Origin of the sequence: Bradyrhizobium sp. HKCCYLRH2060 (assembly GCF_051168135.1) — a bacterium.
GTDB lineage: Bacteria > Pseudomonadota > Alphaproteobacteria > Rhizobiales > Xanthobacteraceae > Bradyrhizobium.
On record NZ_JBNPUK010000007.1, the window covers coordinates 231,541 to 256,027 of the forward strand.

Sequence of the window (24,487 nt, forward strand, 5' to 3'; positions counted from 1 at the left end):
ACGCTGCGAAGCAATCCAGGGCTGAGAAGAAGATCTGGATTGCTTCGTCGCGTTGCTCCTCGCAATGACTCCGCGGGATTACCCCAGCCGATGCATCGCGCAGAGCTTGTTGCCGTCGAGGTCGCGCAGATATGCCAGATAGAGTTTGCCGGCGGAGCCTTCACGAACGCCGGGCGGATTTTCGCAGCTGGTGCCGCCGGCTTCGAGCCCGGCCGCATGCCAGGCGTCTGCCTGCTCAGGTGAGTTGCAGGCAAAGCCGATCGTGCCGCCATTGGCGTGCGTGGCCGGCTCACCGTTGATCGGCTTCGACACCCCGAAAATGCCGGTCGGCGTGATGTAGAAGATGCGGTGGCCGTCGACCCGTGCCGGCCTCACGCCGAGCGTTCCGAGCAGCTTGTCGTAGAAGGCCTTGGCCTTGTCGAGGTCGTTGGTGCCGATCATCACATGCGAAAACATTCGCGCTTGTCCTCCCTGGAGCTTCCGAACAGCCGTCGGATACGCGACCAAGGTAGCGAGCGTCGATGGATGAGGTAAGCGTTTTCTTTGAAGGGCCCGTCAGCGGTAAATGGTGCTGCAGCGCTGCTTCCCCGCAGCGGAATTTGTCCGGGCGCGGGCTACCGCCAGCGTCGATGCAGCCAGAGCCATTGCTCGGGATATTCGCGCACCCAACTCTCGACGACGTCGGTGATCGCCTGCGTCGTGCCCTGGATGTCGATCTGACCATCGGCCGTCCGGACCGGCTTCACCTCCTCCGATACTTCGGCGCGGAAGCGGTTGCCGGGAAGGCGGATGATGCGGACGCCGTGCACGGGGCAGTCGACCTGGCGTAACAGACGGGCCAGCATCGGATTGGCGCGGGTCTTGCGGCCGAAGAAGGTGACCTCGACGCCACCGGTCAGGTACTGATCGACCAGCATGGCAACGTGCTGGCCGTTCTTCAGCGCCTGTGCCAGCCGCAGCGGCGCGTCGCGGCCGGCCGGGACCAGTGTGCCCATCTTGACCTGCCGTATCTCCTGGATGATGCGGTCGGCGGCGGCGATGTTGGGCCGGCGATAGAGGATCGCCGTATCGAGCTTATGGGCGACCGCCGCCAGCGCCGGCATCTCCCAATTGGCGAGGTGGCTGGCAAAGATCAGCGCCGGCTTGCCGTCGAGACGGAGCTGATGAAACAGCTCATGGGTGCGCGGCGACAGCTCGATCCGGCTGCGCTCCGGATGAGCCTCGTCGTAATCCCAGATCTTGTCGAGATGGGCGAACTCGGCGCCGACGCGGCCGAGATTGTCCCACACGCCGGCGAGGATTTTCTCGATCTCCTCGGGCGATTTCTCCGGAAAGGCCGCCGTGAGATTGTCGCGGCCGATGCGCTGCTCGCGCAGCCGCGGACCGATCCACTGCGCGAGGCGCGCGAAGCGGTCGGCCGTCTTCTGCGGATCGAAATAGCGCGTGGTCCTGAGCATGCCGACCGTCAGCGCGCCGACGGCGGACGCCCCGGCCGACTTCACGGCTCGGCGGATCACGAGCTTGGTCCGGAGGGGCAGGAGACTCATCGATGTGACAGGCGGATCAGGCCGGTTCGCGCGTCAGGATCAGCGAGGCGTTCTGGCCGCCGAAGCCGAACGAATTCGACATCACGGTGGTGACGCGCGCATCGCGGGCCTTGTTGCCGACGACGTCGAACAGGATCGCGGGATCCGGAATGTCGTAGTTGATGGTCGGCGGAATGCGCTGATGCTCGAGCGTCTGCAGCGAGAAGATCGCCTCGACCGCGCCGGCCGCCGAGATGGTGTGGCCGACCATCGACTTGTTCGACGACACCGGGATCTTGCCGGTGTGCTCGCCGAACACGGCGGAGACGCCGACATATTCCATCTTGTCGTTCTCGGGCGTGGCGGTGCCGTGGGCGTTGATATGGTCGATCTGCTCCGGCGCCATGCCGGCATCGGCGAGCGCCTTGCGGATGCAGCCGATGATCGGCTTGCCGTCCGGCGAGGAACGGGTGCGGTGGAAGGAGTCGGTCAGCTCGCCGCAGCCGGCGACGACGCCGAGGATCTTGGCGCCGCGCGCCACGGCCGCGTCGTAGCTTTCCAGCACCAGCGCACCGGCGCCCTCGGCCATCACGAAACCATCGCGGTTCTTGGAGAACGGCTTGGAGGCGGCCTGCGGCGGGTCGTTCTGGGTCGACAGCGCCGACAGCAGCGAGAAGCGCACGAGCCCTTCCGGATTGACCGAGCCTTCGGTGGCGGCGCATAGCGCGACGTCAGTCTCACCGCGCCGGATGGCTTCGACGCCGAGCTGGATCGCGGTCGCGCCGGAGGCGCAGGCAGTCGACAGCGAGATCGGCGAGCCCTTGGTGCCGAAGGTGTCGGACAGCGAATCGGCGACGGAGCCGAACAGGAAGCGGTGGTGATAGTTGACGAACTTGCCGCCGCCGCAGACCTTCAGCAGGTCGTCATAGGTGAACTGAGTGCCGCCAACCTCATGCGCGAGCTCCAGGCGCTGCGGCCACTCGATCTCGACGGGCGCCACGGCGAGAAACAGCGGGCCCGGGAAGTCGCCCTTGCTGCCGATTCCAGCCTGCGCGATGGCTTCCTCGACGGCCATGTGGCCGAGCCGCTCGGACAGGCCCGTCGACGTGAACGGCGCCACGGGGACGAAATCGACCGTGCCGGCCATGGTCGTCTTCAAGCCGTCGATCGGAAAGCGCGTGATGGTGCGGATGCCGGACTCGCCGGCCACGAGCTTGTTCCAATTATCGGACTTGCCGGCCCCAAGGGAGGTGACGATGCCCATCCCGGTCACGACCACGATGGGGCGTCCAAACTTGTCGCGTACACTCATGATGTCCCCCGTCGCGTCTTCTTAAGGCCGTACCGTGTTCACTTGACTGCTTCGACCAAGGCCATGCCTTCGCCGCGGTAGTGGCCGGCGCCGACCACCACGATCTGGGTCGGAGCCTCCTTCATCTCTGCCTCCACACCCGAGGCGTCGCCCGGTGCGAACAGGGCGCCGCGCGAGATCGAAAGTGCGGCAAGCGCCAGACCAAGCGCGAAATGCGCTTCCATCGTGTGGCCGAAGCGGGTCCCGCTCGAGCGCACCGCGAACGCCTTGTGATGGTCGAGGAAGGCGCGCTCCTCCGAGGTCACCGGCTCCGCACCGGTCGCGCCCGTGATGATGGCGCCGGGGGCCTCGTGGACGTCGAGCGCCGACCATAGACGGTCCAGCGTTCCGGTCACCGCGCCTGCCTCCTTGCGGCGGGCGCGGTCGGCGACGACCTTGCTGAGCCGCGCCAGCGGCTTGGCGCCGCGGGCCTCCGCATGCGGCTTGGATTCCAGCACCAGGAACGCGCCGGCCGATCCGAGCGCGAAGCCCGGATGGTCCTTGCGGGACCAGACCGGCTTGAATTCGTTCTTCAGATTGTAGTCGCCGAACTCGTACAGCACGAGCAGATCCTTGCGCTCGCCATTGTGCGAGCCGCCGACCAGCGCGATGTCGCTCTGGCGGCCGGCGATGCGGGCCAAGGCGATCTTGAACGCGTCGACGCCCGCAACCTCCTCGCCCATGAAGGTGCGCGAGGTGCCGCAGACGCCGTGCGAGATCGCGATGTTGCCGGCGAGCAGGTTGGACAACTGCGCCAGGAACAGGGTCGGGCGCAGGTCGCTCATCAGCCGGTCGTTCAGGAAGCCGGGCGTGCAATTGCCCTGGGCCTCCGCGTTGAGGATCGCGGTGTCGACGGAGATGTCGCGCTCGCCGCCGCCCGCGGCCACGATCATGTCCATCCGGGACAGGATGTCCTTGTTGCCCTTGAGGCCGGCGGAATCCAGCGCAAGCCCGGCGGCATAGGTGCCGATGCGCTGCCACGCCTCCATCTGGCGCTGCTCCTTCTTCGGGATCTGCGCTTCCAGATTCACCTTGGCCCAGGGATGCACGATGTAGGGTGCAAAACCCTGCTCGTCGACGTTGATCTGGCCGGCGTTGAGGGCCTCCCAGTTCGCATCGAGTCCCTCGCCGAGCGAGGTCGCAAGGCCGATACCGGTGATCCAGACTTCGACGGGCTCGGAGGTCACGGCTGTCGTCTCACTCATCGCTGTAGGACCTGTTGCGGAAAGCCGACGCGCTCGGCGACGGCGTCCATGTGTCCGCGCAGCTCCGGATTGGGGAAGGGGACGTGGCTGAAGGTGATCGTCGCGTTCGAGCGTAGCTTGCCGCCGACCTTCACGCGCGCTTCGGTCATGGCATAGCCGGAGCCCTCGTGCAGCACGTTGGCCTCGACGGTCAGCACCTCGCCCGGCGACACGAAGCCGCGCATCTTGGCCTCCTTGACCGCGGCGAGGAACGGCATCCGCTCGAACTTCATGAGCGCGAGCAGCAGCCAGCCCGATGTCTGCGCCATCGATTCGATCAGGAGAACGCCGGGCATGATCGGATAGCCCGGGAAATGCCCTTCGAAGATCGTGCTTTCGGTGGGGACCTTGGCTTCGACGGTGATGGCCTTCTCGTCCAGCCGAAGATCGAGAATGCGGTCGATGAGCAGGAAGTATTCGATCTGCATGGCAGGCGCTCACGCGCCCTTGGCGGCGACCAGCTCGTCGATGCGGGCGCACAGGTTCTTCAGCACGAAATACTGCTCGGTGCTGGCTTTGCCGTCGTTGACTTCCTGCGTCCACTTCTCGAGCGGCAGCTTGATCCCGAAGGCCTTGTCGATCGCAAACGCGATGTCGAGGAAATCGAGGCTGTCGATGCCCAGATCGTCGATGGCGTGGCTATCCGGCGTGATCGTGTCGCGCGGGATGTCGCAGGTTTCAGCGATGATCGTGGCGACCTGATCGAATGTTGAGGACATCACTAAGCCTTTGATATTTTGGAGCTAATCCGGTAGGTGGCGACGGGAGGACACCGCGCCCCCGGGGGCGTCTGATGCGAGCCCTTTTACCCCCGTCGCCCGGGGAGTCGTGTGCCCGTATATCGGAGCGACGCGGTGAGTTCAATGGAGCCGGACACGGCGGTTGTGGCGGGATTGTGATGCCCCGCCGGCCGCGGCAGCCGCGTCCAGCAGGGGATCAGGGCGTGTAGGTCTCAGTGATGATGCGGGCGCAGTCGCGCCGTCCGGTCAGCAGGCAGTCCTGGGTCTTGCGCAGGTCGGCAATGCTCATCGCCAGCCAGATGCCGATCGCGGTCAACGCAACCGTGAAGGCGATGGCGGCGATGTTGGCCAGGATGCGGTGGCGGAAGTCATCGGGCTCCTCACGCGGCTGCTCATACCGGGAGAGATCGAGTGTCGGCTGCTCGCGCCGGTGCAGCTGAATCGGCGGACTGCCGCCCTCGGCCGCGCGCCGCACCGGACTGCTGCGCGGCCGGAACGGCACCACGCGATGCTCTTCCTCCGCTGCAATGGGGCGCTGGGACTTCATGCCTCGACTCCGATGGTCCTTTTTAGCACGCGGGCCCAACCTCTCACAAAGAAACTTTGCCATAATTGAGCTGCATCAGCAAAACATCTCCCTCCTCGGATGCATCCAGTCGGCGCCTGCTCCGCGGGTGATTGGAACCTGCCACGGTCGGTCCGAACGGCGTCGCAGCTCGGGGAAGATGCGCTGGAACGGCTCGGCAGGCGTGGCATAATGCTGATCATCCCCCTGGAAGCCCAGCCATGGCCAATACCCGCGAGCCGCTGCTTCATCCCGTGCCGATCCTGTCGCTGCGCCCGACCCAGATGACCGTCGGCATGCGCGAGGTGAAGGAGAAGCGCGAGCGCTGGCGCGAGCACAAGTCGAAGAAGAAGCAGGCCGAGCTGCTCGGCAAGCACATGATCCCGGTGGTGCTCGGTCCCGACGAGCGGCACTACGTCGTCGACCACCATCACCTCGCCCGCGCGCTCCATGACGAGGGCGTCAAGGATGTGCTGGTCACGGTGATCGGCGACCTCTCGATGGTCGATCGGGAGGCGTTCTGGGGCGTGATGGATAACAAGCGCTGGGTCTATCCTTACGACGCCAAGGGCGTGCGGCGGCATTTCAAGGACCTGCCGAAGACCGTCGCGAATCTGAAGGACGATCCGTTCCGCAGCCTGGCCGGTGAGCTGCGCCGCGCCGGCGGCTTTGCCAAGGACACGACGCCGTTCAGCGAGTTCCTATGGGCCGACTTCCTGCGCCGCAAGGTCAAGCGCAAGACGGTCGAGACCCATTTCGCCGCCGCCATGGAGCACGCGCTGGCGGCCGCAAAGAGCCACGACGCGGTCTATCTGCCCGGCTGGTGCGGGCCGGCGTCGGACGACTGATCGCCTCACTTGGTCTTCGGCAGCCGCCCCATCAGGTAGAACTCGTCGTTGGGCCGCATGCCTGTGACATTCGCCATCCGGTTCGACAGCGCGAAGAATGCCGCGATTGCGGCGATGTCCCAGATGTCGTCGTCGCTGAAACCGTGGCCGGCCAGCGCCTTGAAATCGGCGTCGCCGACGGTCTGCGCCTCGAGCGCCACCTTCATCGCGAAATCGAGCATCGCCCGCTGCCGCGGCGTGATGTCGGCCTTGCGGTAGTTGATCGCGATCTGGTCGGCGATCAGGGGACTCTTGGCGCGGATGCGCAGGATCGCGCCATGCGCGATGACGCAATACTGGCACTGGTTGGCGCTCGAGGTCGCCACCACGATCATCTCGCGCTCGGCCTTGGTCAGCCCGCCGTCCTTATCCATCAGCGCGTCGTGATACGCAAAGAACGCGCGGAACTCGTCCGGCCGGTGCGCGAGTGTCAGGAACACGTTGGGCACGAAGCCGCTCTTCTCCTGCACGCCGAGCAGCCGGGTGCGGATGTCGTCCGGCAAGGCGTCGATTGCGGGAACGGGAAAGCGGCTGATGGGAGCTTGCGTCATGGCAACGGGTCCGGCGTGCGTGGCAGGGGGCGAACCTTAGTCGATCGCCGCGCAGGCGCAACGGTCCAGCTCAGCCCATCACCTTGCTTTTGGCGACGTGGCCGCAACGCCTCCTCGGGGCGTCGTCGACCGGGATTTGAGAGCGGCGGCCGCCGTGTTTAGCGCAGCGGCTTCTTCAACAGGGAGAAGCGGTCCGGATCGAGGCCCATCGAGGGCTGCAGCATTGGCGCGTCCAGCGATGCGGACATATTTCCTCGATCCCCGAGGTTGCCGGCGCCGCCGTCGCCGCTCGAGGCGTCCCGGCTCGAGGTCGCTCCGCGCCAGCGCTCCAGCACGGCACTGACGAAATGCATGTCGTGTCCGGCATTCACCGAGCGGACGGTGGCGATCGTCGCCTCGCTGCGCGGCAATTGATGCAGCGGCACCTCCTTGAAGCGCAGCCGGGTCGGCAGCGCGACGCCTTCGCCGAACGCCAGCACCTCGCGGGTGCCGAGCGAGGGGACGAAGGAGAGCAGGTTGGCGGCGGCGTCCGACACCGCCGAGCGCAGCAGCGACTGGTCGCGCTCGTTGGCGAGGCGCATCGTGAACAGCGTGTTGCACTGGGAGATGATGGTGGCGTCGAGCTCGGCCGGCCGCTGGGTGATCAGGCCGAGATAGACGCCGTATTTGCGGCCTTCCTTGGCAATGCGCGAGATCGCCTTGCGGGTCGGGCCGAAGCCGATCGAGCGGTCGGCGGAGGCGTAGCGGTGGGCCTCCTCGCAGACGAACAGCAGCGGCGAGACGCCGTCGCTCCACAGCCCGAAATCGAACGCCATGCGGCACACCACCGACACGACGGAATCGACAACCTCGGCCGGGAAGCCGGCGAGCTGCATCACCGTCATCGGCCGGCCGTTGGCGGGCAGGCGGAACAGGTGGCTGATGACCTCGGCCATGGTGTCGCCGCCGACATTGGCGTTGTCGAACATGAAGGCGTAGCGCGGGTCGTTGCGTACGGTCTCGATGCGCGAGATCAGCTTGTGATAGATGATGCGCGAGGAGCGGTTCTCGAGCTTGCCCATCCGCTCGTCGATCAGGTTGATCAGGTCGACGAGGCGGTAGGGCACCGGCGTATCGACGGTGTAGCCGACCATCTTGGGGTCGACGCGCTTGAGCCCGATGCGGTCCGTGTTCTGGTACTGGGTGTAGATGCCCTTCGCCAGCGGGATCACTTCGGCCAGGATGTCGAGCTCTTCCGGCACGCCGGGCCGGCCGCCGAACAGGACGTCGACGATCTCCTCGAAATTGAACAGCCAGAACGGCAGCTTCAGGTTGCGCGGGTTCAGCACCAGCGCCTTTTCACCAAAGCAGCGGCCGTATTCGTTGTGGACGTCGAGCAGGAAGATGCGCAGGTTCGGCCGCGCCTTCAGGATCTCGTTGAGCAGCAGCGACACGCCGGTCGATTTGCCCACGCCGGTCGATCCAAGCACCGCGAAATGCTTCGACAGCATTTCCTCGACATTGACACAGGCGCGCACGGAGGTGTCCTGCTGCAGCGCGCCGATGTCGATGTGGTCGCCGGCGGTCGGCGTGTAGATCGTGCGCAGCTCCTCGCTCGTGATCATGTCGACGGCGTCGCCGATGGTCGGGTAGTGGGTGACGCCGCGTTGGAACTTGGGCCGTTCGGCCGGCCCGAGAATCTCGCCGAGCAGGTCTACCGACGCCGTCGCGACGTATTCGCTGGCATGCGAGAGGTCCTCGCTGGTCACCTCGGTGATGATCGCAATGATCGTGGCGCTCGGGCAGCGAATGCTGATGAAACGGCCGACTGTCGCGCGGATATCGGAGACGTTCATCTGCTGTTTCGACAGAATGCCGACGCGGGCCTGGGAGCCCCGCACCGAGATCACGCGTCCGAAGGATGTCACGGTCATGAAACCTGTGGTGAAATTGTTGAGCTGACACCTTCTCTGCTGGGACTGGAAAATTTGTTAAGCGGGCAATGTTTGTGAACGCGCCGGCGCCCGGTCCGGCCGTCGGAGGGTCGCGCGGAGCGTTGCGATCGCGCCTCCTCAATGGGGCCTAACACTTTGGAGTGTAAGGATTTCTGCATCCTTCCCTAAAGCGTTGCGCGAGCCGTTCGGGTTAACGTCCGGTTCACCATCTCCAAGGCTCTTCCTTCAGGGCTCTTCGGCGCTGGACGCCCCGACCCCGAAAGCAACCTGGATGGGTTGCCGCACCGATCCGAAAGCCGTCCGGCCGCTCAGCGATTTGATCGCAATCAATCTGGAACCCGGGCGTGCCGGCTATATCTTTCCCGTCAAGCGCGAGGGAGCGGATGCCGGCCGATCTCGTCGGATGACATTGGTCGCGCCCATGCCGTTGCAGACCTGATCCTCGCGTGAAGCAGGAGGATGATGTTATGGCTGAACCTACCAAGCTGCCCGTCAACACCGAGAAGGCAGGTGCGCCCTCCATGCAGGGATGGCGGCCGTTCGAGAACCTGCGCCGCGAGATCGATCGCGTGTTCGAGGACTTCCATGGCGGGATCTGGCGCACACCGTCGCTGTTCGACCAACTGCCGGGTCTGGCCCGCGCACGGTCCTTTGCCGTGGCGCCGGCGGTCGACGTCGCCGAGCACGACAATGCCTATGAGGTCACGGCTGAGTTGCCCGGCCTCGACGAGAAGAACGTCGAGGTGAAGGTTGCGAGCGGCGTGCTCTCGATCAAGGGCGAGAAGCAGGAGGACAAGGAGGAGAAGAAGAAGGACTATTACGTCCGTGAGCGCAGCTTCGGCTCGTTCGAACGCTCCTTCCAGATCCCCGACGGCGTCGACACCGACAAGATCGAGGCCGTGTTCAAGCAGGGGGTGCTCAAGGTCACCCTGCCGAAGAAACCCGAGGTACAGAAGGCCGCCAAGACCATCGACATCAAGGCGGCGTGACCGCATCCTGTGGCTTTCTGTCCCATGATCATGGGACAGACGATGGATCGGACGCCGAGGAAGGGCCGCGCGCGCGGCCCTTTTTTTCGCGGAGCTGCAGGGGTAATCTGCCTCCCAAGCAAACGGTCGGCGATGCCGGACCGGGGAACGACCGGAAGGGAGACGAGAGGATGGGCAAGCTCGCACTGGCGGCCAAGATCACGCATGTGCCGTCGATGTATCTCAGCGAGCTGGATGGTCCGGCCAAGGGCAAGCGACAGTCGGCGATCGACGGTCATATCGAGATCGGCCGGCGCTGCCGCGAGGCCGGCGTCGACACCATCGTCGTGTTCGACACCCATTGGCTGGTCAATGCCGGCTACCACATCAATTGCGCGCCGCATTTCGAAGGGCTCTACACCTCGAACGAGCTGCCGCACTTCATCGCCAACATGACCTATGAATACGACGGCAACCCGGAGCTGGGCCACATCCTCGCCGAGGGCGCCAACGCCCATGGTGTTGCCACCATGGCCCACGATGCGACGTCGCTGGCGCTGGAATACGGCACCTTGGTGCCGATGCGCTACATGAACCCCGACCGCCACTTCAAGGTCGTCTCCGTCTCGGCGCTGTGCACCTCGCATTATCTCGCCGACAGCGCCAAGCTCGGCTGGGCGTTCCGCCGCGCGGTCGAGGATCATTACGACGGCACGGTCGCCTTCTTCGCCTCGGGCTCGCTGAGCCACCGCTTCGCCCAGAACGGCACCGCCGACGAGTATCGCGACCGGATGTTCAGCCCGTTCCTGGAGCGGCTCGACCACGAGGTGATCCAGATGTGGGAGCACGGCGAGTGGCCGGATTTCTGCGACATGCTGCCGGAATATGCCAGCAAGGGCCATGGCGAGGGCTTCATGCACGATACGGCCATGCTGCTGGGCGCGCTCGGCTGGAACCACTACGACCGCGGCGTCGAGGTGGTGACGCCGTTCTTCCCGTCATCGGGGACGGGCCAGATCAACGCGGTGTTTCCGGTCTCACCGATGCCGCAGGCGCTGGACGACGTCGGCCGGCCGCGCGCCGCCGCGCTCGCGGGCGGTCGGCTGTAGCGCCGCTCACCAGACCTCCGGATGCCGGAGCATCTCGATGATGTCCTCCGGATAGACCTGATCGGCGGTCGCCGTGAGCCCGGCTGGTCGCCGCCATTTGCTCGGTGTTGAACCGCGGCGTCGGCGGCGCGACCAATGCGGGATGGACCGGAGGCCGGTGACCGCTCAATGCTGACGAGAATTCTGTTGCTGACCGCGATGCTCATCGTGCCGGGCATGGCGGCGGCGCAAGTGCCGCATCGCGAGGCCTGCAACGTCGAGGCCGACATCATCGACCGCGATCCGAACGGCGCCAATGTCCGCGCGGAGCCAGGCGGCGGCATCGTCAATGCCTTGAAGAACCCGACCAGCGACGGCTGGATCGTCGTGCATCTCACCGCGCAGCAGGGTGACTGGTTCGAGATCGACCGGGCCGTGCTGAACGACGTCGAGCAAGGCAAGGAGACCGTGATCTTTCAGGGCAGGGGCTTCCTGCATCGGAGCATCGTCGGCGCCGGCGGCCTGCAGAACGGCGCGGCCATCTACCGCGATCACGCCACATCGAGCGCGAAGCTCGACCCGCATGCGAGCGGTGACCAGGCGGTCGAGCTGCTCGGCTGCTTCGGCGACTTCGCCAGGATCCGCGTCAAGAAAGGCGTCGGCTGGACGCGGCAGCTCTGCACCAACATGGTGACGACCTGCTCGTGAGCGGCTGCGCCCTCTGATGCGATCCTTCAGGCCGCGTGGCGTTGATGCGACAGCCGCTCGCGCTCGCACCGGCACTCGGCCGCGAACTGGCGCAGCCGCTCGATCGTCAGCGTGTCGGTGATGCTGCGCGCGAGTCGCTCGGCGCGTTCGATCTGGTCTTCGAGGTCCATCAGCTTGGTCATGTCCCGTCTCCCTGGCCAGACAATTTGAAGCAAATTGCATCGTTCCGGCCGGATGAGGATCGTGGTGAATGACGGGTTAATTCCGTGATCGGGCGCACCTTGGCGAGATCGTGAAGTCGAGGAGACGATGCGAGGCGGGGACCGGCAGGACAGCGTCGTCGACGCAGCGCAAGCGTCGCATTCAGCCTCGATCGTGGCGCCTCTGTTGTGATCGGGCGGGCCGTTCGCTAGCATGGACGCCTCACCGCCCCCAGGGAAGCGTTCCATGCCTCGCCGGAAAGTCGATTCCGACGAAACCATCGTCGTCGCTCCAGAGCTGCGCTCGCCCAAGGCCGCACAGCTCCTGACGAGGATGCTCTCCCTGGATCGCGAACTTGGCGCGAGGCAAGTGCTGGACGTCGATCAGTTGCTCGACCTGGCGCAAAGCCGCGTCGGCTCGGTGCCGCTCGGGACGCACAGCGAACTTCATCTCGAAGGGATCAGGCGCCTGGCAGGCTCGATCGCACGCGATACCCACTATGACGATCTCGGCCGCTACATGGCGAGCCACTACATCTATGGCTGGCTCGAGCGGTATCTTCAGTTCGAGCAGGATCTGGCCGACTTCCCCGACATCGTCGACGTGCCCGTTGCAAAGCCGCTGTTTCTCGTCGGTTTCGGCCGGACCGGAAGCACGTTTCTGCATCATCTGCTGGCCCTCGATCCCCAGGCGCGGGCACCGCGGCTCTGGGAGTTGCAGGAGCCGTCGCCACCGCCTCGTCGGGAGACGTATGAGACGGATCCGCGGATCGACCGGCTTCGCGTGCACGCCGATTTTAGGTCGGCCGTGATGCCGGATCTGCACAAGATCCATGAGTTCGCCCCCGCGGCCCCCGAGGAGTGCCAGCTCATGATGTGGCACGGCCCGCAGCACATGATCCTCGGGCTGAGGTCACCGGACTATTGGCAATGGTTCCGAGGGGTGAGTCCGGCAGAGTTGGACATGCTGTACGCCGGCTACAAACGTCAGGTTCAGCACCTGCAGCTGTTTCATCGCGGCGAGCACTGGGTCAGCAAGTCGCTGGCTCATGCGCAGTTCTTTCCGGTGCTGTTCAAGAGCTTTCCCGACGCGCGGATCGTTCGGCTGCATCGGGATCCCTGCCAGATCATTCCGGCCCTCGCCAGCCTGATCGGGCAGATGCAGATCGCCTATACGCCGCGCCTCGATGCCCACGACCTCGGCCAGCGCATGCTCGAGCTGTTCGAGCAGTCGATGGCCCGGATGATGCAGGCCGACGAGGAGGCGAGATCCGGCCAATTCATCGATGTCCTGTTCGAGGATTTGACTCGCGACCCGATCGCGACCGTTCGCACCATCTATGCGAAGTTCGGCTACGATTTCACGGGCGAGTTCGAGGCCCTCATGCGACGGCACTTGCAGGCGGAGTCCATCAGCCGCCGTTTCAAGCATGTCTACTCGCTCGAGCAATTCGGATTGTCGCGGGCGCAGGTGCTAGCCCGGTCGGAAGAGTATCTCGCATGGGTGGAACGGCGCACGGGCGCGAGGCTCTGCCGGCCCGATCGGTCCTGATCCAATCAAAACAGGAAACGCTAGCGGATCGGCGCTTGCCGGCAATAGTCGCGCCAGAACGTCCGATATCCCTGTTCCACATGCTGCGTGTAGAGCGCGCCGTTTCCGGCCGCTGAATGCGAGACCCTGGCCGGCAGCTCGGCGCGGAGCGCGGCAAGCTCGGCAGGCCGCGAGCAGAATTTCAGCGCTGTCGCGAGATAGCTTTCGTCGTCATCGGCGACCCACGCGTCCAGGCCCACTGCCTTGGCGATCGCGCCGCCCGCGCGGGCGGCAGGGCCGCTGCCGAGCTTGGTGACCACAGGCACGCCCATCTGCAGCGATTCCCAGGTCGAGATGCCGCCATTCTGCGGGAACGGATCGAGCGAGATGTCGATCTCGGAGAACATCGAAAGATGCTCCTGGCGCGTCGTCTTTCCTGCACAACGGACGCGGTCCGCGGCGATGCCGTGAGCGACGAAGCGCGCAACCAATCGGTCGCGCAGCAGGGGATCGCCCATCGAGTGGTTCTTGACGACGATGATCGAGCCGGGCGTTGCAGCCATCAGCTGCGACCAGAGTCTGAGAGCAGGTTCGGACATCTTGTCGATGCGATTGAACACGCCGAAGGTGACGTGGCCGTTACGAAGCATCGGCAGCGGCGATGGCGGAATGGGAGGCGGGGGTTCGATCGTGATCAGCGACGGCAGGTCGTAGATCTTTTCGGCGAACAGATGCCGGACCGCGGGTGGAATCGTCACCGGATCGGCCAGCAGATAATCCATGACGGGCAGGCCCGTCCCGGTGACGCTGCCGACGGCCGAGACCTGGACCGGGGCGGGCTTGCGCGCAAACATCGTGAGCCGGTGGCCGGCGGAATGCCCCGAGAGGTCGACGAGGATGTCGACCTTGTCGGCCTGGATCTGATCGGCGAGCTTGTCGTCGCCCCACAGCGAGGCGTCGACAAAGCGATCGACCAGCGAGCGGCACAGGTCGGTCTTCGCGTCCTTCATCGGCGAACAGGAATAGGCGAGGATTTCGAACTTGTTGCGATCGTGGTGGCGCAGGAGGGGGAGGAAGGCAAAGGCCGCTGAATGGTCGCGGAAATCGGACGAGACGTAGCCGACGACAAGCCGCCGGTCGGGGTCGATGTTTCGCACGCCGAGCGCGCGGCGCTCTAACCGCGAGCCGATCGCATCCCACCAATATCTCCGCGCTTCCTGAAGACGTTCCACCCCGGTGTCGGGCAGGAAATCCAGCGCGAAGATCTTCTTGGTGATCGCGTCCTCATGGTTCGGTCGGATCGCGAGCGCGCGGTCGTAATGTTCGATCGCCGTGGCGGTGTCGCCCTGCGCTGCAGCGCAGACGCCGAGCAGGGTCCAGGCGATCTCCGAGTCCGGGTTCTGTGCCAGCACCTTGTTGATAACGGAGATCGCGAGCGCGATATTGCCATGGACGAGAGTGACCGCGGCCTTGCCGCAAAGTGCTTCTTCCAGCAGCGGCTCGAGCGCGAGCGCGGCGTCGAAATCGGCTTCCGCCTGGTCGAACTTGCCCATCTCCTGATACGCCCGGCCGCGCTGGGCGAGCACGGCGGCGGCCTTCGGATTGATCGCCAGCGCCGCATCCAGCGCGGCCAGCGCGGAATCGAACTCCCGCAGGTTCATGCTGGCCACGCCCTTGCCGAACAGGGCCGTCAGCAACCGCGGCTGCAGCGCCAGCGCGCGATCGAAGTTCTGACCGGCCTCGTCGTTGCGGCTCGTGAACAGCAGCGCCATGCCGCGATTAGCGTAGGCCTCGGCATAGTCGGGCTTCAGGGCAATGGCGCGGTCATGCGCTGAGATCGCCTCCTCGAAACGGAAGAGGCTCATCAGCGCGTTGCCCAGATGCGTGAGCGCGGCCGGGAAGTTCGGCCTGAGCGCGATGGCGCGCTCGAAGCGGGCGCGAGCGTCCTCGTGGCGGCCGAGCCGGGACAGCGACAGGCCGAGATCAGACTGGGCGTCGGCCGAGCGCGGGTCGATCTCGGTCGCGCGTGTCAGCACGCGCACCGACTGGTCGAAGCGGCCGCAGTCCCGCTCGGACACGCCGAGCAGATGCAGGGCGCCGAAATGGTGCGGCAGGTCCTGCAGGATCTGCTGGCACAGGGCCTGAGCCTCCGGATGCCGGCCCTCGCGGTAGGCCTTGACCGCTGCCGGCAGCAGCACGTCCGCCTGTTTCTTGGCCCGCTTTTGCAGCCTTGCGTTCTGGAAGGCGCGGGAGCCGACGCTGCTTTGCAAGTGCTTTCCTCCACGGAACCGGTCCATTGCTCGCAATGGTTGTTCCGTTCTCGCCGATTCGCAATGAGCAGACGTTAACGCGCGGGACCGCGCGCCGAAGGGGTGGCGGACGCCGCAATGTGCCCGCGCCTGGGGACGCGATCTTGCGCCTAGGGCAACCGGCCCGGGTGCTTCTCAGACTAGAAGGATGGGGCCGTCGTGCTTCAGGCCGTCGTGGCAATGATCAAGCTGGCTGGGGAACCTGGATTCGAACCAAGACAAACAGAGTCAGAGTCTGTTGTGCTACCGTTACACCATTCCCCAACGGAATGCCCTGCAGTTTCAAGCAATTGCCGGACTGTTTGGCACCGTTCTGCGCGCCGGCCGGCAAAGCTCGGGCGGCGGCGACGCGTCCTTCTACCCGCATGTATCAGGCTTTGGCAAGCCGCTGGATGACGGATTTCCAACGTGCTCTGCCGCCCGTCGCGCCACGGGCTGGCCGGGTCTAGCGCTCGCCTCTCGCGGCCCGCGGCTTTCGTGGCGCGCCGTCCGGGCCGCCGCGCACCAGCAGGACCAGACAGGCACCGAGCCGTTCCGCAATCTCGTCATCGTCGATCGACAGCGGGCCGGGATCGTTGAGGATGGCGTTCACCAGGGTGCCGAGCACGACCTGGACGCCGAAGGCGACCGTCTTTCGCGCGTCCGCTGTTCCCGACCGCGTGCGTGACGCCGCGCCGGCGCGCCCGCCCCCAGGCAGCAGCAGCGCCGCACGCTCCGACAGTGCCTGTGCCAGCTCCTTGAAGCCGCTCCAGTGGTTCGCGCCGCGCTCGCTGCGCACCAGCGCGGCGCGCAGCACGCCCTTGTGACGGCGCATCCACAGCACGGTGCCGCGCACCAGCAGGTGGCATTGCCGGCTCAGGTCGCCCGCGCGGGCGGGATCGGGCGGCTGGAGTCTCGAGAGCTGCTTCCGCCCGTCCGCCAGGGTGAGCGCGAGCAGGGCGTTGAAGTAGGCCTCCTTGCTGTCGAACCGGCTGTAGAAGGCGCCGACCGTTGCCCCGATATGCGCACAGAGGTCGCTGATCGACAGCTCCGCGAGGCCGCACGTGTGCAGCAGCTCCGCGCCGGCCGTCAGCAGGGAAAGCGTCGTCTCGCGGCTGCGCTGCTGCCGCGACGGGGTGACGCCGGGCAGGTGGTCCGGCGCGATCCGCTGAGGCATGTCGCTGGCTCCCTCTAGAACAATAATCATAATTATGATTATGATCTGAGGCAAGCCTGGCCGTGCCGCCCCTGCCCGGGACGTCGCGGATCCCAGAGCCATCAGAACGATACAACTCGTGCGGGCTGCCAGGCGCGGCCGGGACGCGAGCAAGAGGGAGGACGAGGCATGAGCGAGCCCGCATTCGGTGGCACGATCGGCAGGACCATTGCAGGCTCCAGGCCGTGGTGGCCGGCGCCGCAGCAGCCGCCGAAGGGCGCGCCCAACATCCTGGTGGTGCTGTTCGACGATGTCGGCTTTTCCGATTTCGGCTGCTACGGCTCGCCCATCCGCACCCCCGCGATCGACGCGCTGGCCGCGCAGGGCCTGCGCTATTCGGGCTTCCACACCACCGCGATGTGTTCGACCACGCGGGCGGCGCTCCTCACCGGCCGCAACCATCATTCGGTCGGCGTCGGCTGCCTTGCCAATTTCGACTCGGGCTATCCCGGCTATCGCGGCAAGATCGCGCGCGAGGCAGGGACGCTGGCGGAGATGCTGCGCACCCATGCCTATCGCAACTACATGGTCGGCAAGTGGCACGTGACGCCCTTGACCGAGAGCGGCGCGACCGGGCCGTTCGACGGCTGGCCGCTGGGGCGCGGCTTCGACCGCTTCTACGGCTTCCTCGACGCCGAAACCGATCAATATGCGCCGGAACTCGTGCTCGACAACGCCCATGTCAGTCCGCCCGGCAGCTACGCCGACGGCTATCACCTGACTGCCGATCTGGTCGATCAGACCATTCGCTTCATCGCCGACCACACCGCCGACCGACCGGAATTGCCGTGGCTGACCTGGCTCGCACTCGGTGCCTGCCACGCGCCGCACCAGGCGCCCCGCGAGATCATCGAGAGCTACGACCCGGCCTTCGCTCATGGCTGGGACGCCGAGCGCGCGCAGCGGCTGGCGCGGCAGAAGGCGATGGGGCTGGTGCCGGAAAATACCGATCTGCCGCCGCGCAATGACGGCGTGAAGGCCTGGGACGCGCATTCCGACGACGAACGGCGCGTCTTCACCCGGCTGCAATCGGCCTTCGCCGGCATGCTCGATCATGCCGACCAGCATCTGGCGCGGCTGCTCGCCTTTCTCGACAAGACCGGCCAGCGCGACAACACGCTCGTGATCGTCATGTCCGACAATGGCGCCAGCCAGGAGGGCGGCCCGCTCGGCTTCGTCAACGCGATGGGACCATTCAACTTCAAGCCGGAGCCGGTCGCCGAGAAGCTCGCGCGGATCGACGACATCGGCGGGCCGGATACGCACGCGAACTTCCCGCATGGCTGGGCGATGGCGTCGAACACGCCGCTGCGCCGCTACAAGCAGAACACCCATGGCGGCGGCATCCGCGATCCCTTCATCGTCTCCTGGCCGCAGCGCATCGCGGCGCGCGGCGAAGTCCGCCACCAGTTCGTCCATGCCTGCGACCTCGTGCCGACCCTGCTCGACCTGATCGGCATCGATGCGCCGGCCACGATCGCGGGTGTGCCGCAGATGCCGCTCGAGGGCGTGAGCTTCGCCGCCTCCATCACCGATCCGTCCGCGCCGTCGAAGCCCGTGCCGCAATATTTCGAGATGTTCGGCCATCGCGGCCTCTGGCACGACGGTTGGAAGGCGGTGGCGTTTCACCCCACCGGTACGCCGTTCGACAACGACAAATGGGAGCTATTCCATCTGGCGCAGGATTTCTCCGAGACGCATGATCTCGCCGCCGCCGAGCCGGAGCGGCTCGCGGCACTGGTGAAGCTGTGGTGGGAGCAGGCGGAGGCGCACCAGGTGCTGCCGCTCGACGATCGCTTCGGCCCGCGCTTTGCCGAGAACGCCGCGCGTTTCCACGGTGCGCGTACGCGCTTCACGTTCCACGCCGGCATGGGCCATGTGCCGACCGACGTCGCCCCCGACGTGCGCAGCCGCGACTATCTGATCGAGGCCCATGTCGAGATCGATGCAGAGGGCGCATCCGGCGTATTGATCGCCCATGGCGATGCCACGTCAGGCTACAGCCTCTACGTCAAGGACGGCCATCTCGTGCACGATCTCAACATCGGCGGCCGCCACGAGATCGTCAGATCGGTTGGCCCGGTGCCGGCGGGATCGCATCGCCTGGGCGTGCGCGTCGAACGTCTGAGGCGGCAGACCGAGCCGGCCAAGGGCGCGCGCACCGGCCTGAGCCAGTACACGTTGCTGATCGACGGCGAGGAGGCCGGCGCGTTGACGACGCAGCTGGCCTTTCACACGCTGATCTCATGGTCGGGGCTCGACATCGGCCACGATCGCGGCAGCCCGGTGTCGGACTACGCGGCGCCGTTCGCATTCACCGGACGGCTGTCGCACGTGACCGTGACGATGCAGAACGAGCAGAGCCTGGATGGCGAAAGCGTCGGCAACGCCGAGATGGCGCGACAATAGTTGACGACCAGGGAAGCGGCGGATCGTTATTCCGCCGCTTCCTTCACGGCGCCGCCGGGAGCGGCCGCGTCGGGCTCGTGGTCGATATGCGTGCGGCCCCAGCGCGCGAAGGCGTTGTTGACCTTGTCGAGATAGAGATAGATCACCGGCGTGGTGAACAGCGTCAGCATCTGGCTGACGATCAGGCCGCCGACCATCGCATAACCGAGTGGCTGGCGGATCTCCGAGCCGGTGCCGTTGCCGAGCATCAGAGGCACGCCGCCGAGCAGGGCTGCCATCGTTGTCATCATGATCGGACGGAAGCGCAGCAGGGCGGCTTGGCGGATCGACTGCTCGGGCGGCAAGTGCTGGTCGCGTTCGGCGGCGATGGCGAAGTCGACCATCATGATGCCGTTCTTCTTCACGATGCCGATCAGGAGAATGACGCCGATCAGCGCAATCAGGCTGAAATCGTAGCCGAACGCCATCAGGATCGCGAGCGCGCCGACGCCGGCCGAGGGCAGCGTCGAGAGAATCGTGATCGGGTGGATGTAGCTCTCGTAAAGGATGCCGAGGATCAGATAGACCACGACGAGGGCGGCGAGGATCAAGAGCGGCACGGTCGACAGCGACTGCTGGAACGCCTGCGCGGTGCCCTGGAAGCTCGAGTTCAAGGTTGCGGGCGCGCCGAGCTCGACCATCGCGCGCTGCACCGCATCGGTGGCCTGGCCGAGCGCGACGCCCTGGGCGAGGTTGAAGCTGATCGTGATCGACGGGAACTGACCTTGGTGGCTGATCGACAGCGGCCTCACCGGCACGTTGGTCCAACTGGCGAAGGTCGAGAGCGGCACCTGGTCGCCGGTGGTCGGCGACTTCACGTAGAGCTTGTTGAGCGTGTCGATATTGCCCTGCAGCTCAGGCAGGATCTCCAGGATCACGCGGTAGGAGTTGAGCTGGGTGAAGTACTGCGCGACCTGTCGCTGGCCGAAGGCGTCATACAGCGTGTCGTCGATCAGCTGCGGCGAGATGCCGTAGCGCGAGGCGGTGTCGCGGTTGATCGTGAGCTGCACGGTGGTGCCGTCGGCCTGCTGGTCGGTGGCGACGTCGCGCAGCTGCGGCAGCGAGCGCATCTTCTCCAGGATCTTCGGCGCCCACTCGTTGAGCTCGGAGAGATTGGAGTCCTGCAGCGTGAACTCGAACTGGGTTCGGGACGGCCGGCCGCCGAGGCGGACGTCCTGCGCGGCCTGCATGTAGAGCCGGGCTCCCTCGACCTTCTCCAGCTGCGGCCTCAGGCGTGTGATGATCTGCTGCGCCGATGCATCACGCTCGTCACGCGGCTTCAAGGTGATGAACAGATTGCCGGTATTGCCGGCGCGGCCGGAGCCGCCGATCGCCATTGCGACGCTGGCCACGCCCGGATCATCCTGCACGATCTTGGCCAGCGCCTCCTGGCGCGACTGCATCGCCTTGAAGGAGATGTCCTGCGACGCCTCCGACGCGGCGGTGATCAGGCCGTTGTCCTGCTGCGGGAAGAAACCCTTGGGGATCAGCACGAACAGGTAGATCGACAGGCCGAGCGTGGCGAAGAACACCATCAGCGTGGTGAAGCGCCAGCGCAGTGCGATGTCCAATCCCTTCTCGTAGGCCCTGAGCAGCGCCTCGAAGCCGCGCTCGCTCCACTGGTAGAATTTGCCATGAGCCTGGTGGCCGCCGCGCAGGAAACGCGAGGCCATCATCGGCGTCAACGTCAGCGAGACGAACATCGAGACGAAGATCGTCATCGCCAGCACGACCGCGAATTCGCGGAACAGGCGCCCGATGATGCCGCCCATCAGCAAGAGCGGGATCAGCACGGCGACCAGCGAGATCGAGATCGAGACAATGGTGAAGCCGATCTCCTTGGCCCCCTTGTAGGCGGCAGCCATCGGGGACTCGCCTTCCTCGACATAGCGAGAGATGTTCTCGAGCATGACGATGGCGTCGTCGACGACGAAGCCGACCGCGATCGTCAGCGCCATCAGCGAGAGGTTGTCGAGTGAATAGCCGACCCCCCACATCATCGCGCAGGCGCCGAGCAGGGCGAGCGGCACGGTGATCGTCGGGATCACCGTGGCCCAGAAGCTGCGCAGGAAGATGAAGATGACCATGACCACCAGAAAGATGGTCAGGAGCAGCGTGAACTGGACGTCTTCGACCGCGGCACGGATGGTCGTCGTGCGATCCGACATCAGCTCGACCTTGATGGCCGGCGGGATCGCCGCAACCAGGCGCGGCAGCGTCGCCTTGATCTTGTCGACGGTTTCGATGACATTGGCGCCAGGCTGCTTGAAGACCACCAGGAACACGCCGCGCTTGCCGTTGGCCCAGGCGGCCTGCTTGGCATCCTCCGGTCCGGTCACCGCCCGGCCAATGTCACGGATGCGCAACGGACCGCCATTGCGGTAGGCGATGATGACGTCGTTCCAGTCCTTCGACTCGGTGAGCTGGTCATTGGCGTAAATGGTGTAGGCCCGACGCTCGCCGTCGATGTTGCCCTTCGGGCTGTCCACCGTGGTGATCGCGATCTGGCTGCGCACGTCCTCCATCGAGAGGCCCTTGGCGACCAGCTTGGCCGGGTCGATCTGGATACGGATCGACGGCTTCTGCTGGCCGCCGATGATCACCTGGGCAACACCCGAGATCTGGCTGATCTGCTGCGCGAGCTGCGCATCGACGGAGTCGGAGACCGTCGTCAGCGGCAGCGTCTCGGACGTGGCGGACAAAATCAGGATCGGCGCGTCCGCCGGGTTGACCTTGCGGTAGGTCGGCGGCGACGGCAGGGTCTTGGGCAACTGGCCCGAGGCGGCGTTGATGGCGCCCTGGACGTCGTTGGCGGCGCCGTCGATGTTGCGATTCAGGTCGAACTGGATCGTGACCGATGCAGTGCCCAGGTAACTGGTCGACGTCATCTGGGCGATGCCGGGAATCTGTGCGAATTGCCGCTCCAGCGGCTGGGCGACCGAGGTCGCCATGGTCTCAGGGCTGGCGCCCGGCAGATTGGCGGTCACCTGGATGGTCGGGAAGTCGACCTGCGGCAGCGGTGCGACCGGCAGCAGCGGGTAGGCAACTAGGCCAATGAACAGGATACCTGCCATCAGCAGCGAGGTGCCGATGGGGTATTTGATGAAGGGTGCCGAGATGCCGCCGCCGTTCATTCCTGCCGGACCTTAGCTGGCGCCGGCTCCGAGCTGGCCACCGCGGTGGTCACGACCGAGCCTGGCTGCACTTTGAATTGACCGCCGGTAATCACCTGCTGGCCGGGCGTCAGCCCTTCTTCGACGACGGTCCGGCCATCGAGCGAAACGCCGACCTTCACCTTGCGCAGCTCGGCCTTGTTGTCCGGGCTCACCGTGTAGGAATACAGCCCGCTGGTCGAATGCTGGACCGCGTCGTCAGGAACCACCGTGGCGTCCTTCAGCGTCCGCACCAGGAGCCGCGTCGAGACCGACTGTCCGGGCCACAGCACGTGGTCCTTGTTGTCGAACACCGCTTTCAGCCGGATCGTTCCGCTGGACGTGTCGACCTGGTTGTTCACGACCATCAGCTTGCCCTCGGCGAGCTGCTTCCTGCCGTCTGTGGTGAACGCGATCACCTTCAACGGGGCGGTCTTCTGCGCCTCGTTGATGTAGGGCAACTGCTCTTCCGGCGCGGTGAAGATCACCGCGATCGGTTCGATCTGCGCGATCGAGACGATGCCGGTCTGGCTCGAGGCGTTGACGATGTTGCCGATGTCGACCTGGCGGAGGCCGGCGACCCCGGAGATCGGCGCCTTGACCTGGGTGTAGCTGAGCTGGGTCTGGGCATTGGCGATCGCGGCGTCGTCGGCGGCGATCTGCGCCGTGAGCTGTGCGACGGTGGCGCGCTGGGTGTCCTGCTGCTGCCGGGTCGCGAACTCGCCGAGCTTGGTGGTGCGCTGCAGGTCGAGATTGGCGTTGTTGAGATTGGCCTCGTCCTGCGCCCGCTTGGCCTTGGCCTGGTCGAGCGCGGCCTGGAACGGCCTCGGGTCGATCTCGACCAGCAGGTCGCCTTCCTTGACGAGTTGGCCTTCGGTGAAGGCGATCTTGTCGATCTGGCCGTCGACGCGGGTGCGGACCTGGACGGTGTTGAAGCCTTGCACGGTCCCCAGGCCGGTGAGGAAGACCGGAAAGTCCGTCTTCTCGACCGGCACGGTCGAGACCCGAACCGCCTGCGGTCGGGCCGATTTCTGCTCAGCGGTTTTCTTCGCTGCCTCGGCGCCCTGATGACGCTGCCAGCCATAATAGCCGGCGCCGCCGAGAGCCGCGACAAGCAGGATCCAACCGAGGGTTCGTGATGTCTTCATGCTGGCCCACATGCTGAGACGAACAGGATAACCGGTCTTTAAAACCATTCCCAGCATGCCAGATATAGTACGCACGCAATTAATGTGTAAACACACGAGCGCGTGGACAAACCTAAACAATCGGCAAGCTTCGAGGGATCGCAAGGGAGTTCACAGCCATGTCGCTGGATATGAGACGGCAGCTCGTTACGCAGCTTGTCGAAAGCTCGCGCATCCTGCGCAACTATATTGATCATCGTGCCAAACAGCGCGGCACGACCCGCGCCCAATGGGTGGTGCTGTTTCGGCTGCGCGCGCATGAGGGGATGTCACAGGTCGATCTCGCAGAAGTGCTGGAACTGCAGCCGATTTCACTGGTGCGTCTGCTCGACAGGCTGGTGGAGCAGGGGTTGCTGGAGCGCAGGCACGATCCGAGGGATCGCCGCGCGAACCGTCTCCATCTCACCGCCGCGGGACGAGAGCTCGTCGATGATCTCGACGAGCTGCGCGATGCGATCGCCGGCGACGTTCTGCACGACATTCCGGACGAGGCCGTCGCCACCAGCCTGTCGACGCTCAGGGACCTGAAGGATCGGATCAAGACGCTGTCCGATCCGAAAGCCGAGGTGGCGCTCAAATAGCCGAGGCGCAGCGCAGACCGGTCTCATCTTGAGTTGTGTCGTATCGTAAAACATCTTGAGTGCGAAAAGCCGCGGACAAGCTTGGCCTTGCCGCGCAGCGTGGCCTGCGCGAGAGCAGGGCGGTCTGTGGCGATCCTCTGCCGCCATCGTCGGGCAGCGCGCCGCTCCGGACCATTCGCGGGCCGCGCGGGTCTCTCGTGCGAACGCCGCACTCCGACCTATTCTCGCCGTCTTGTCGCGCCCGATGGGAGCTGATTAGAAGCCGATGAGTCCGGCCGCCGTCATGGCGCAGTCGGGCAGCGGCAGGATTCAACCGGAGCGA

21 protein-coding genes and 1 tRNA gene are annotated in these 24,487 nt (G+C 65.5%); 7 read left to right on the top strand and 15 right to left on the bottom strand.

The genetic code is table 11. The features are described from left to right. Positions 1–78: 78 nt before the first annotated feature. From ACQR10_RS16580 to ACQR10_RS16610, 7 genes are all read right to left on the bottom strand, one after another. Positions 79–456, bottom strand: a complete 378-nt coding sequence (locus ACQR10_RS16580; RefSeq protein WP_315803104.1) for a VOC family protein — start codon at positions 454–456, stop codon at positions 79–81. 158 nt (positions 457–614) lie between these two features. Beyond that, positions 615–1,547, bottom strand: a complete 933-nt coding sequence (locus ACQR10_RS16585; protein WP_316216237.1) for a lipid A biosynthesis lauroyl acyltransferase — start codon at positions 1,545–1,547, stop codon at positions 615–617. A 16-nt stretch (positions 1,548–1,563) separates the two neighbouring features. Beyond that, on the bottom strand, positions 1,564–2,838 hold the full coding sequence (locus ACQR10_RS16590) for a beta-ketoacyl-ACP synthase (RefSeq protein WP_409997940.1): 1,275 nt from the start codon (positions 2,836–2,838) through the stop codon (positions 1,564–1,566). 38 nt (positions 2,839–2,876) lie between these two features. Further along, entirely contained in the window at positions 2,877–4,082 is a 1,206-nt protein-coding gene (locus ACQR10_RS16595) for a beta-ketoacyl-ACP synthase (RefSeq protein ID WP_315803106.1), read from the bottom strand. Continuing rightward, on the bottom strand, positions 4,079–4,549 hold the full coding sequence (locus ACQR10_RS16600; RefSeq protein ID WP_315803107.1) for a 3-hydroxyacyl-ACP dehydratase FabZ family protein: 471 nt from the start codon (positions 4,547–4,549) through the stop codon (positions 4,079–4,081). Before ACQR10_RS16600 ends, ACQR10_RS16595 begins: the two co-directional genes overlap by 4 nt. Positions 4,550–4,558: 9 nt before the next feature. After that, positions 4,559–4,840 (bottom strand): acyl carrier protein, encoded by a 282-nt coding sequence (locus tag ACQR10_RS16605; protein WP_006609130.1) that lies wholly within the window; start codon positions 4,838–4,840, stop codon positions 4,559–4,561. Positions 4,841–5,057: 217 nt separating this feature from the next. Further along, positions 5,058–5,408: a hypothetical protein gene (locus tag ACQR10_RS16610; RefSeq protein ID WP_315803108.1), complete on the bottom strand. Its 351-nt coding sequence runs from the start codon at positions 5,406–5,408 to the stop codon at positions 5,058–5,060. Positions 5,409–5,647: 239 nt separating this feature from the next. Between ACQR10_RS16610 and ACQR10_RS16615 the strand changes: the two genes are divergently transcribed. Continuing rightward, a complete protein-coding gene (locus ACQR10_RS16615) occupies positions 5,648–6,274 on the top strand; it encodes a ParB-like protein (RefSeq protein WP_315803109.1) in 627 nt (208 codons plus the stop codon). Positions 6,275–6,279: 5 nt separating this feature from the next. Here ACQR10_RS16615 and ACQR10_RS16620 read toward each other — a convergent pair whose 3' ends face one another. Together ACQR10_RS16620 and ACQR10_RS16625 are read right to left on the bottom strand one after the other, a co-directional pair. Continuing rightward, complete coding sequence (locus ACQR10_RS16620) at positions 6,280–6,864, bottom strand: peroxidase-related enzyme (RefSeq protein ID WP_316216238.1); 585 nt, start codon at positions 6,862–6,864, stop codon at positions 6,280–6,282. Positions 6,865–7,022: 158 nt separating this feature from the next. Next, positions 7,023–8,777 carry an ATP-binding protein gene (locus ACQR10_RS16625; RefSeq protein ID WP_316216239.1) on the bottom strand — a complete coding sequence of 585 codons (1,755 nt, stop codon included), beginning with the start codon at positions 8,775–8,777 and terminating at the stop codon, positions 7,023–7,025. Between the two features lie 488 nt (positions 8,778–9,265). On the opposite strand from ACQR10_RS16625, the gene ACQR10_RS16630 reads away from it, so the two are divergent. The 3 genes from ACQR10_RS16630 (at position 9,266) to ACQR10_RS16640 (ending at position 11,562) form a co-directional block, all read left to right on the top strand. Further along, positions 9,266–9,787: an Hsp20/alpha crystallin family protein gene (locus tag ACQR10_RS16630; protein WP_315714485.1), complete on the top strand. Its 522-nt coding sequence runs from the start codon at positions 9,266–9,268 to the stop codon at positions 9,785–9,787. Positions 9,788–9,957: 170 nt separating this feature from the next. Continuing rightward, positions 9,958–10,875 carry a 3,4-dihydroxyphenylacetate 2,3-dioxygenase gene (gene hpaD, locus ACQR10_RS16635; RefSeq protein WP_315827378.1) on the top strand — a complete coding sequence of 306 codons (918 nt, stop codon included), beginning with the start codon at positions 9,958–9,960 and terminating at the stop codon, positions 10,873–10,875. A gap of 168 nt (positions 10,876–11,043) precedes the next feature. After that, positions 11,044–11,562 carry a hypothetical protein gene (locus tag ACQR10_RS16640; protein ID WP_315803113.1) on the top strand — a complete coding sequence of 173 codons (519 nt, stop codon included), beginning with the start codon at positions 11,044–11,046 and terminating at the stop codon, positions 11,560–11,562. Positions 11,563–11,588: 26 nt separating this feature from the next. Here ACQR10_RS16640 and ACQR10_RS16645 read toward each other — a convergent pair whose 3' ends face one another. After that, the gene (locus ACQR10_RS16645; protein ID WP_315803114.1) at positions 11,589–11,744 is read right to left on the bottom strand and encodes a hypothetical protein; all 156 of its coding nucleotides are present in this window, start codon (positions 11,742–11,744) and stop codon (positions 11,589–11,591) included. Positions 11,745–11,976: 232 nt separating this feature from the next. Here ACQR10_RS16645 and ACQR10_RS16650 point away from each other — a divergent pair, with 232 nt between their 5' ends. Continuing rightward, positions 11,977–13,314: a sulfotransferase family protein gene (locus ACQR10_RS16650; protein ID WP_316216240.1), complete on the top strand. Its 1,338-nt coding sequence runs from the start codon at positions 11,977–11,979 to the stop codon at positions 13,312–13,314. 20 nt (positions 13,315–13,334) lie between these two features. Here ACQR10_RS16650 and ACQR10_RS16655 read toward each other — a convergent pair whose 3' ends face one another. From ACQR10_RS16655 to ACQR10_RS16665, 3 genes are all read right to left on the bottom strand, one after another. Next, a complete protein-coding gene (locus ACQR10_RS16655) occupies positions 13,335–15,563 on the bottom strand; it encodes a tetratricopeptide repeat protein (RefSeq protein WP_316216241.1) in 2,229 nt (742 codons plus the stop codon). A 229-nt stretch (positions 15,564–15,792) separates the two neighbouring features. Further along, positions 15,793–15,866 (bottom strand) — tRNA-Gln (locus ACQR10_RS16660). A gap of 181 nt (positions 15,867–16,047) precedes the next feature. Further along, positions 16,048–16,758 carry a TetR/AcrR family transcriptional regulator gene (locus ACQR10_RS16665; RefSeq protein ID WP_316216290.1) on the bottom strand — a complete coding sequence of 237 codons (711 nt, stop codon included), beginning with the start codon at positions 16,756–16,758 and terminating at the stop codon, positions 16,048–16,050. A gap of 168 nt (positions 16,759–16,926) precedes the next feature. Here ACQR10_RS16665 and ACQR10_RS16670 point away from each other — a divergent pair, with 168 nt between their 5' ends. Further along, positions 16,927–19,206, top strand: a complete 2,280-nt coding sequence (locus ACQR10_RS16670; protein ID WP_316216291.1) for an arylsulfatase — start codon at positions 16,927–16,929, stop codon at positions 19,204–19,206. Between the two features lie 26 nt (positions 19,207–19,232). Here ACQR10_RS16670 and ACQR10_RS16675 read toward each other — a convergent pair whose 3' ends face one another. Both ACQR10_RS16675 and ACQR10_RS16680 read right to left on the bottom strand, forming a co-directional pair. After that, entirely contained in the window at positions 19,233–22,379 is a 3,147-nt protein-coding gene (locus tag ACQR10_RS16675) for a multidrug efflux RND transporter permease subunit (protein ID WP_316216292.1), read from the bottom strand. Further along, the gene (locus tag ACQR10_RS16680) at positions 22,376–23,557 is read right to left on the bottom strand and encodes an efflux RND transporter periplasmic adaptor subunit (RefSeq protein ID WP_409997941.1); all 1,182 of its coding nucleotides are present in this window, start codon (positions 23,555–23,557) and stop codon (positions 22,376–22,378) included. Before ACQR10_RS16680 ends, ACQR10_RS16675 begins: the two co-directional genes overlap by 4 nt. Positions 23,558–23,703: 146 nt before the next feature. Here ACQR10_RS16680 and ACQR10_RS16685 point away from each other — a divergent pair, with 146 nt between their 5' ends. Continuing rightward, positions 23,704–24,165, top strand: coding sequence for a MarR family winged helix-turn-helix transcriptional regulator (locus tag ACQR10_RS16685; RefSeq protein WP_315803121.1), 462 nt, complete (start codon positions 23,704–23,706; stop codon positions 24,163–24,165). Positions 24,166–24,487 lie beyond the last annotated feature (322 nt).

Bases quoted from the DNA above. Each gene is read 5' to 3' on its own strand.
- ACQR10_RS16580 (WP_315803104.1), bottom strand. From the start codon at position 456: ATGTTTTCGCATGTGATGATCGGCACCAACGACCTCGACAAGGCCAAG.
- ACQR10_RS16585 (WP_316216237.1), bottom strand. From the start codon at position 1,547: ATGAGTCTCCTGCCCCTCCGGACCAAGCTCGTGATCCGCCGAGCCGTG.
- ACQR10_RS16590 (WP_409997940.1), bottom strand. From the start codon at position 2,838: ATGAGTGTACGCGACAAGTTTGGACGCCCCATCGTGGTCGTGACCGGG.
- ACQR10_RS16595 (WP_315803106.1), bottom strand. From the start codon at position 4,082: ATGAGTGAGACGACAGCCGTGACCTCCGAGCCCGTCGAAGTCTGGATC.
- ACQR10_RS16600 (WP_315803107.1), bottom strand. From the start codon at position 4,549: ATGCAGATCGAATACTTCCTGCTCATCGACCGCATTCTCGATCTTCGG.
- ACQR10_RS16605 (WP_006609130.1), bottom strand. From the start codon at position 4,840: ATGTCCTCAACATTCGATCAGGTCGCCACGATCATCGCTGAAACCTGC.
- ACQR10_RS16610 (WP_315803108.1), bottom strand. From the start codon at position 5,408: ATGAAGTCCCAGCGCCCCATTGCAGCGGAGGAAGAGCATCGCGTGGTG.
- ACQR10_RS16615 (WP_315803109.1), top strand. From the start codon at position 5,648: ATGGCCAATACCCGCGAGCCGCTGCTTCATCCCGTGCCGATCCTGTCG.
- ACQR10_RS16620 (WP_316216238.1), bottom strand. From the start codon at position 6,864: ATGACGCAAGCTCCCATCAGCCGCTTTCCCGTTCCCGCAATCGACGCC.
- ACQR10_RS16625 (WP_316216239.1), bottom strand. From the start codon at position 8,777: ATGACCGTGACATCCTTCGGACGCGTGATCTCGGTGCGGGGCTCCCAG.
- ACQR10_RS16630 (WP_315714485.1), top strand. From the start codon at position 9,266: ATGGCTGAACCTACCAAGCTGCCCGTCAACACCGAGAAGGCAGGTGCG.
- hpaD (WP_315827378.1), top strand. From the start codon at position 9,958: ATGGGCAAGCTCGCACTGGCGGCCAAGATCACGCATGTGCCGTCGATG.
- ACQR10_RS16640 (WP_315803113.1), top strand. From the start codon at position 11,044: ATGCTGACGAGAATTCTGTTGCTGACCGCGATGCTCATCGTGCCGGGC.
- ACQR10_RS16645 (WP_315803114.1), bottom strand. From the start codon at position 11,744: ATGACCAAGCTGATGGACCTCGAAGACCAGATCGAACGCGCCGAGCGA.
- ACQR10_RS16650 (WP_316216240.1), top strand. From the start codon at position 11,977: ATGGACGCCTCACCGCCCCCAGGGAAGCGTTCCATGCCTCGCCGGAAA.
- ACQR10_RS16665 (WP_316216290.1), bottom strand. From the start codon at position 16,758: ATGCCTCAGCGGATCGCGCCGGACCACCTGCCCGGCGTCACCCCGTCG.
- ACQR10_RS16670 (WP_316216291.1), top strand. From the start codon at position 16,927: ATGAGCGAGCCCGCATTCGGTGGCACGATCGGCAGGACCATTGCAGGC.
- ACQR10_RS16675 (WP_316216292.1), bottom strand. From the start codon at position 22,379: ATGAACGGCGGCGGCATCTCGGCACCCTTCATCAAATACCCCATCGGC.
- ACQR10_RS16680 (WP_409997941.1), bottom strand. From the start codon at position 23,557: ATGTGGGCCAGCATGAAGACATCACGAACCCTCGGTTGGATCCTGCTT.
- ACQR10_RS16685 (WP_315803121.1), top strand. From the start codon at position 23,704: ATGTCGCTGGATATGAGACGGCAGCTCGTTACGCAGCTTGTCGAAAGC.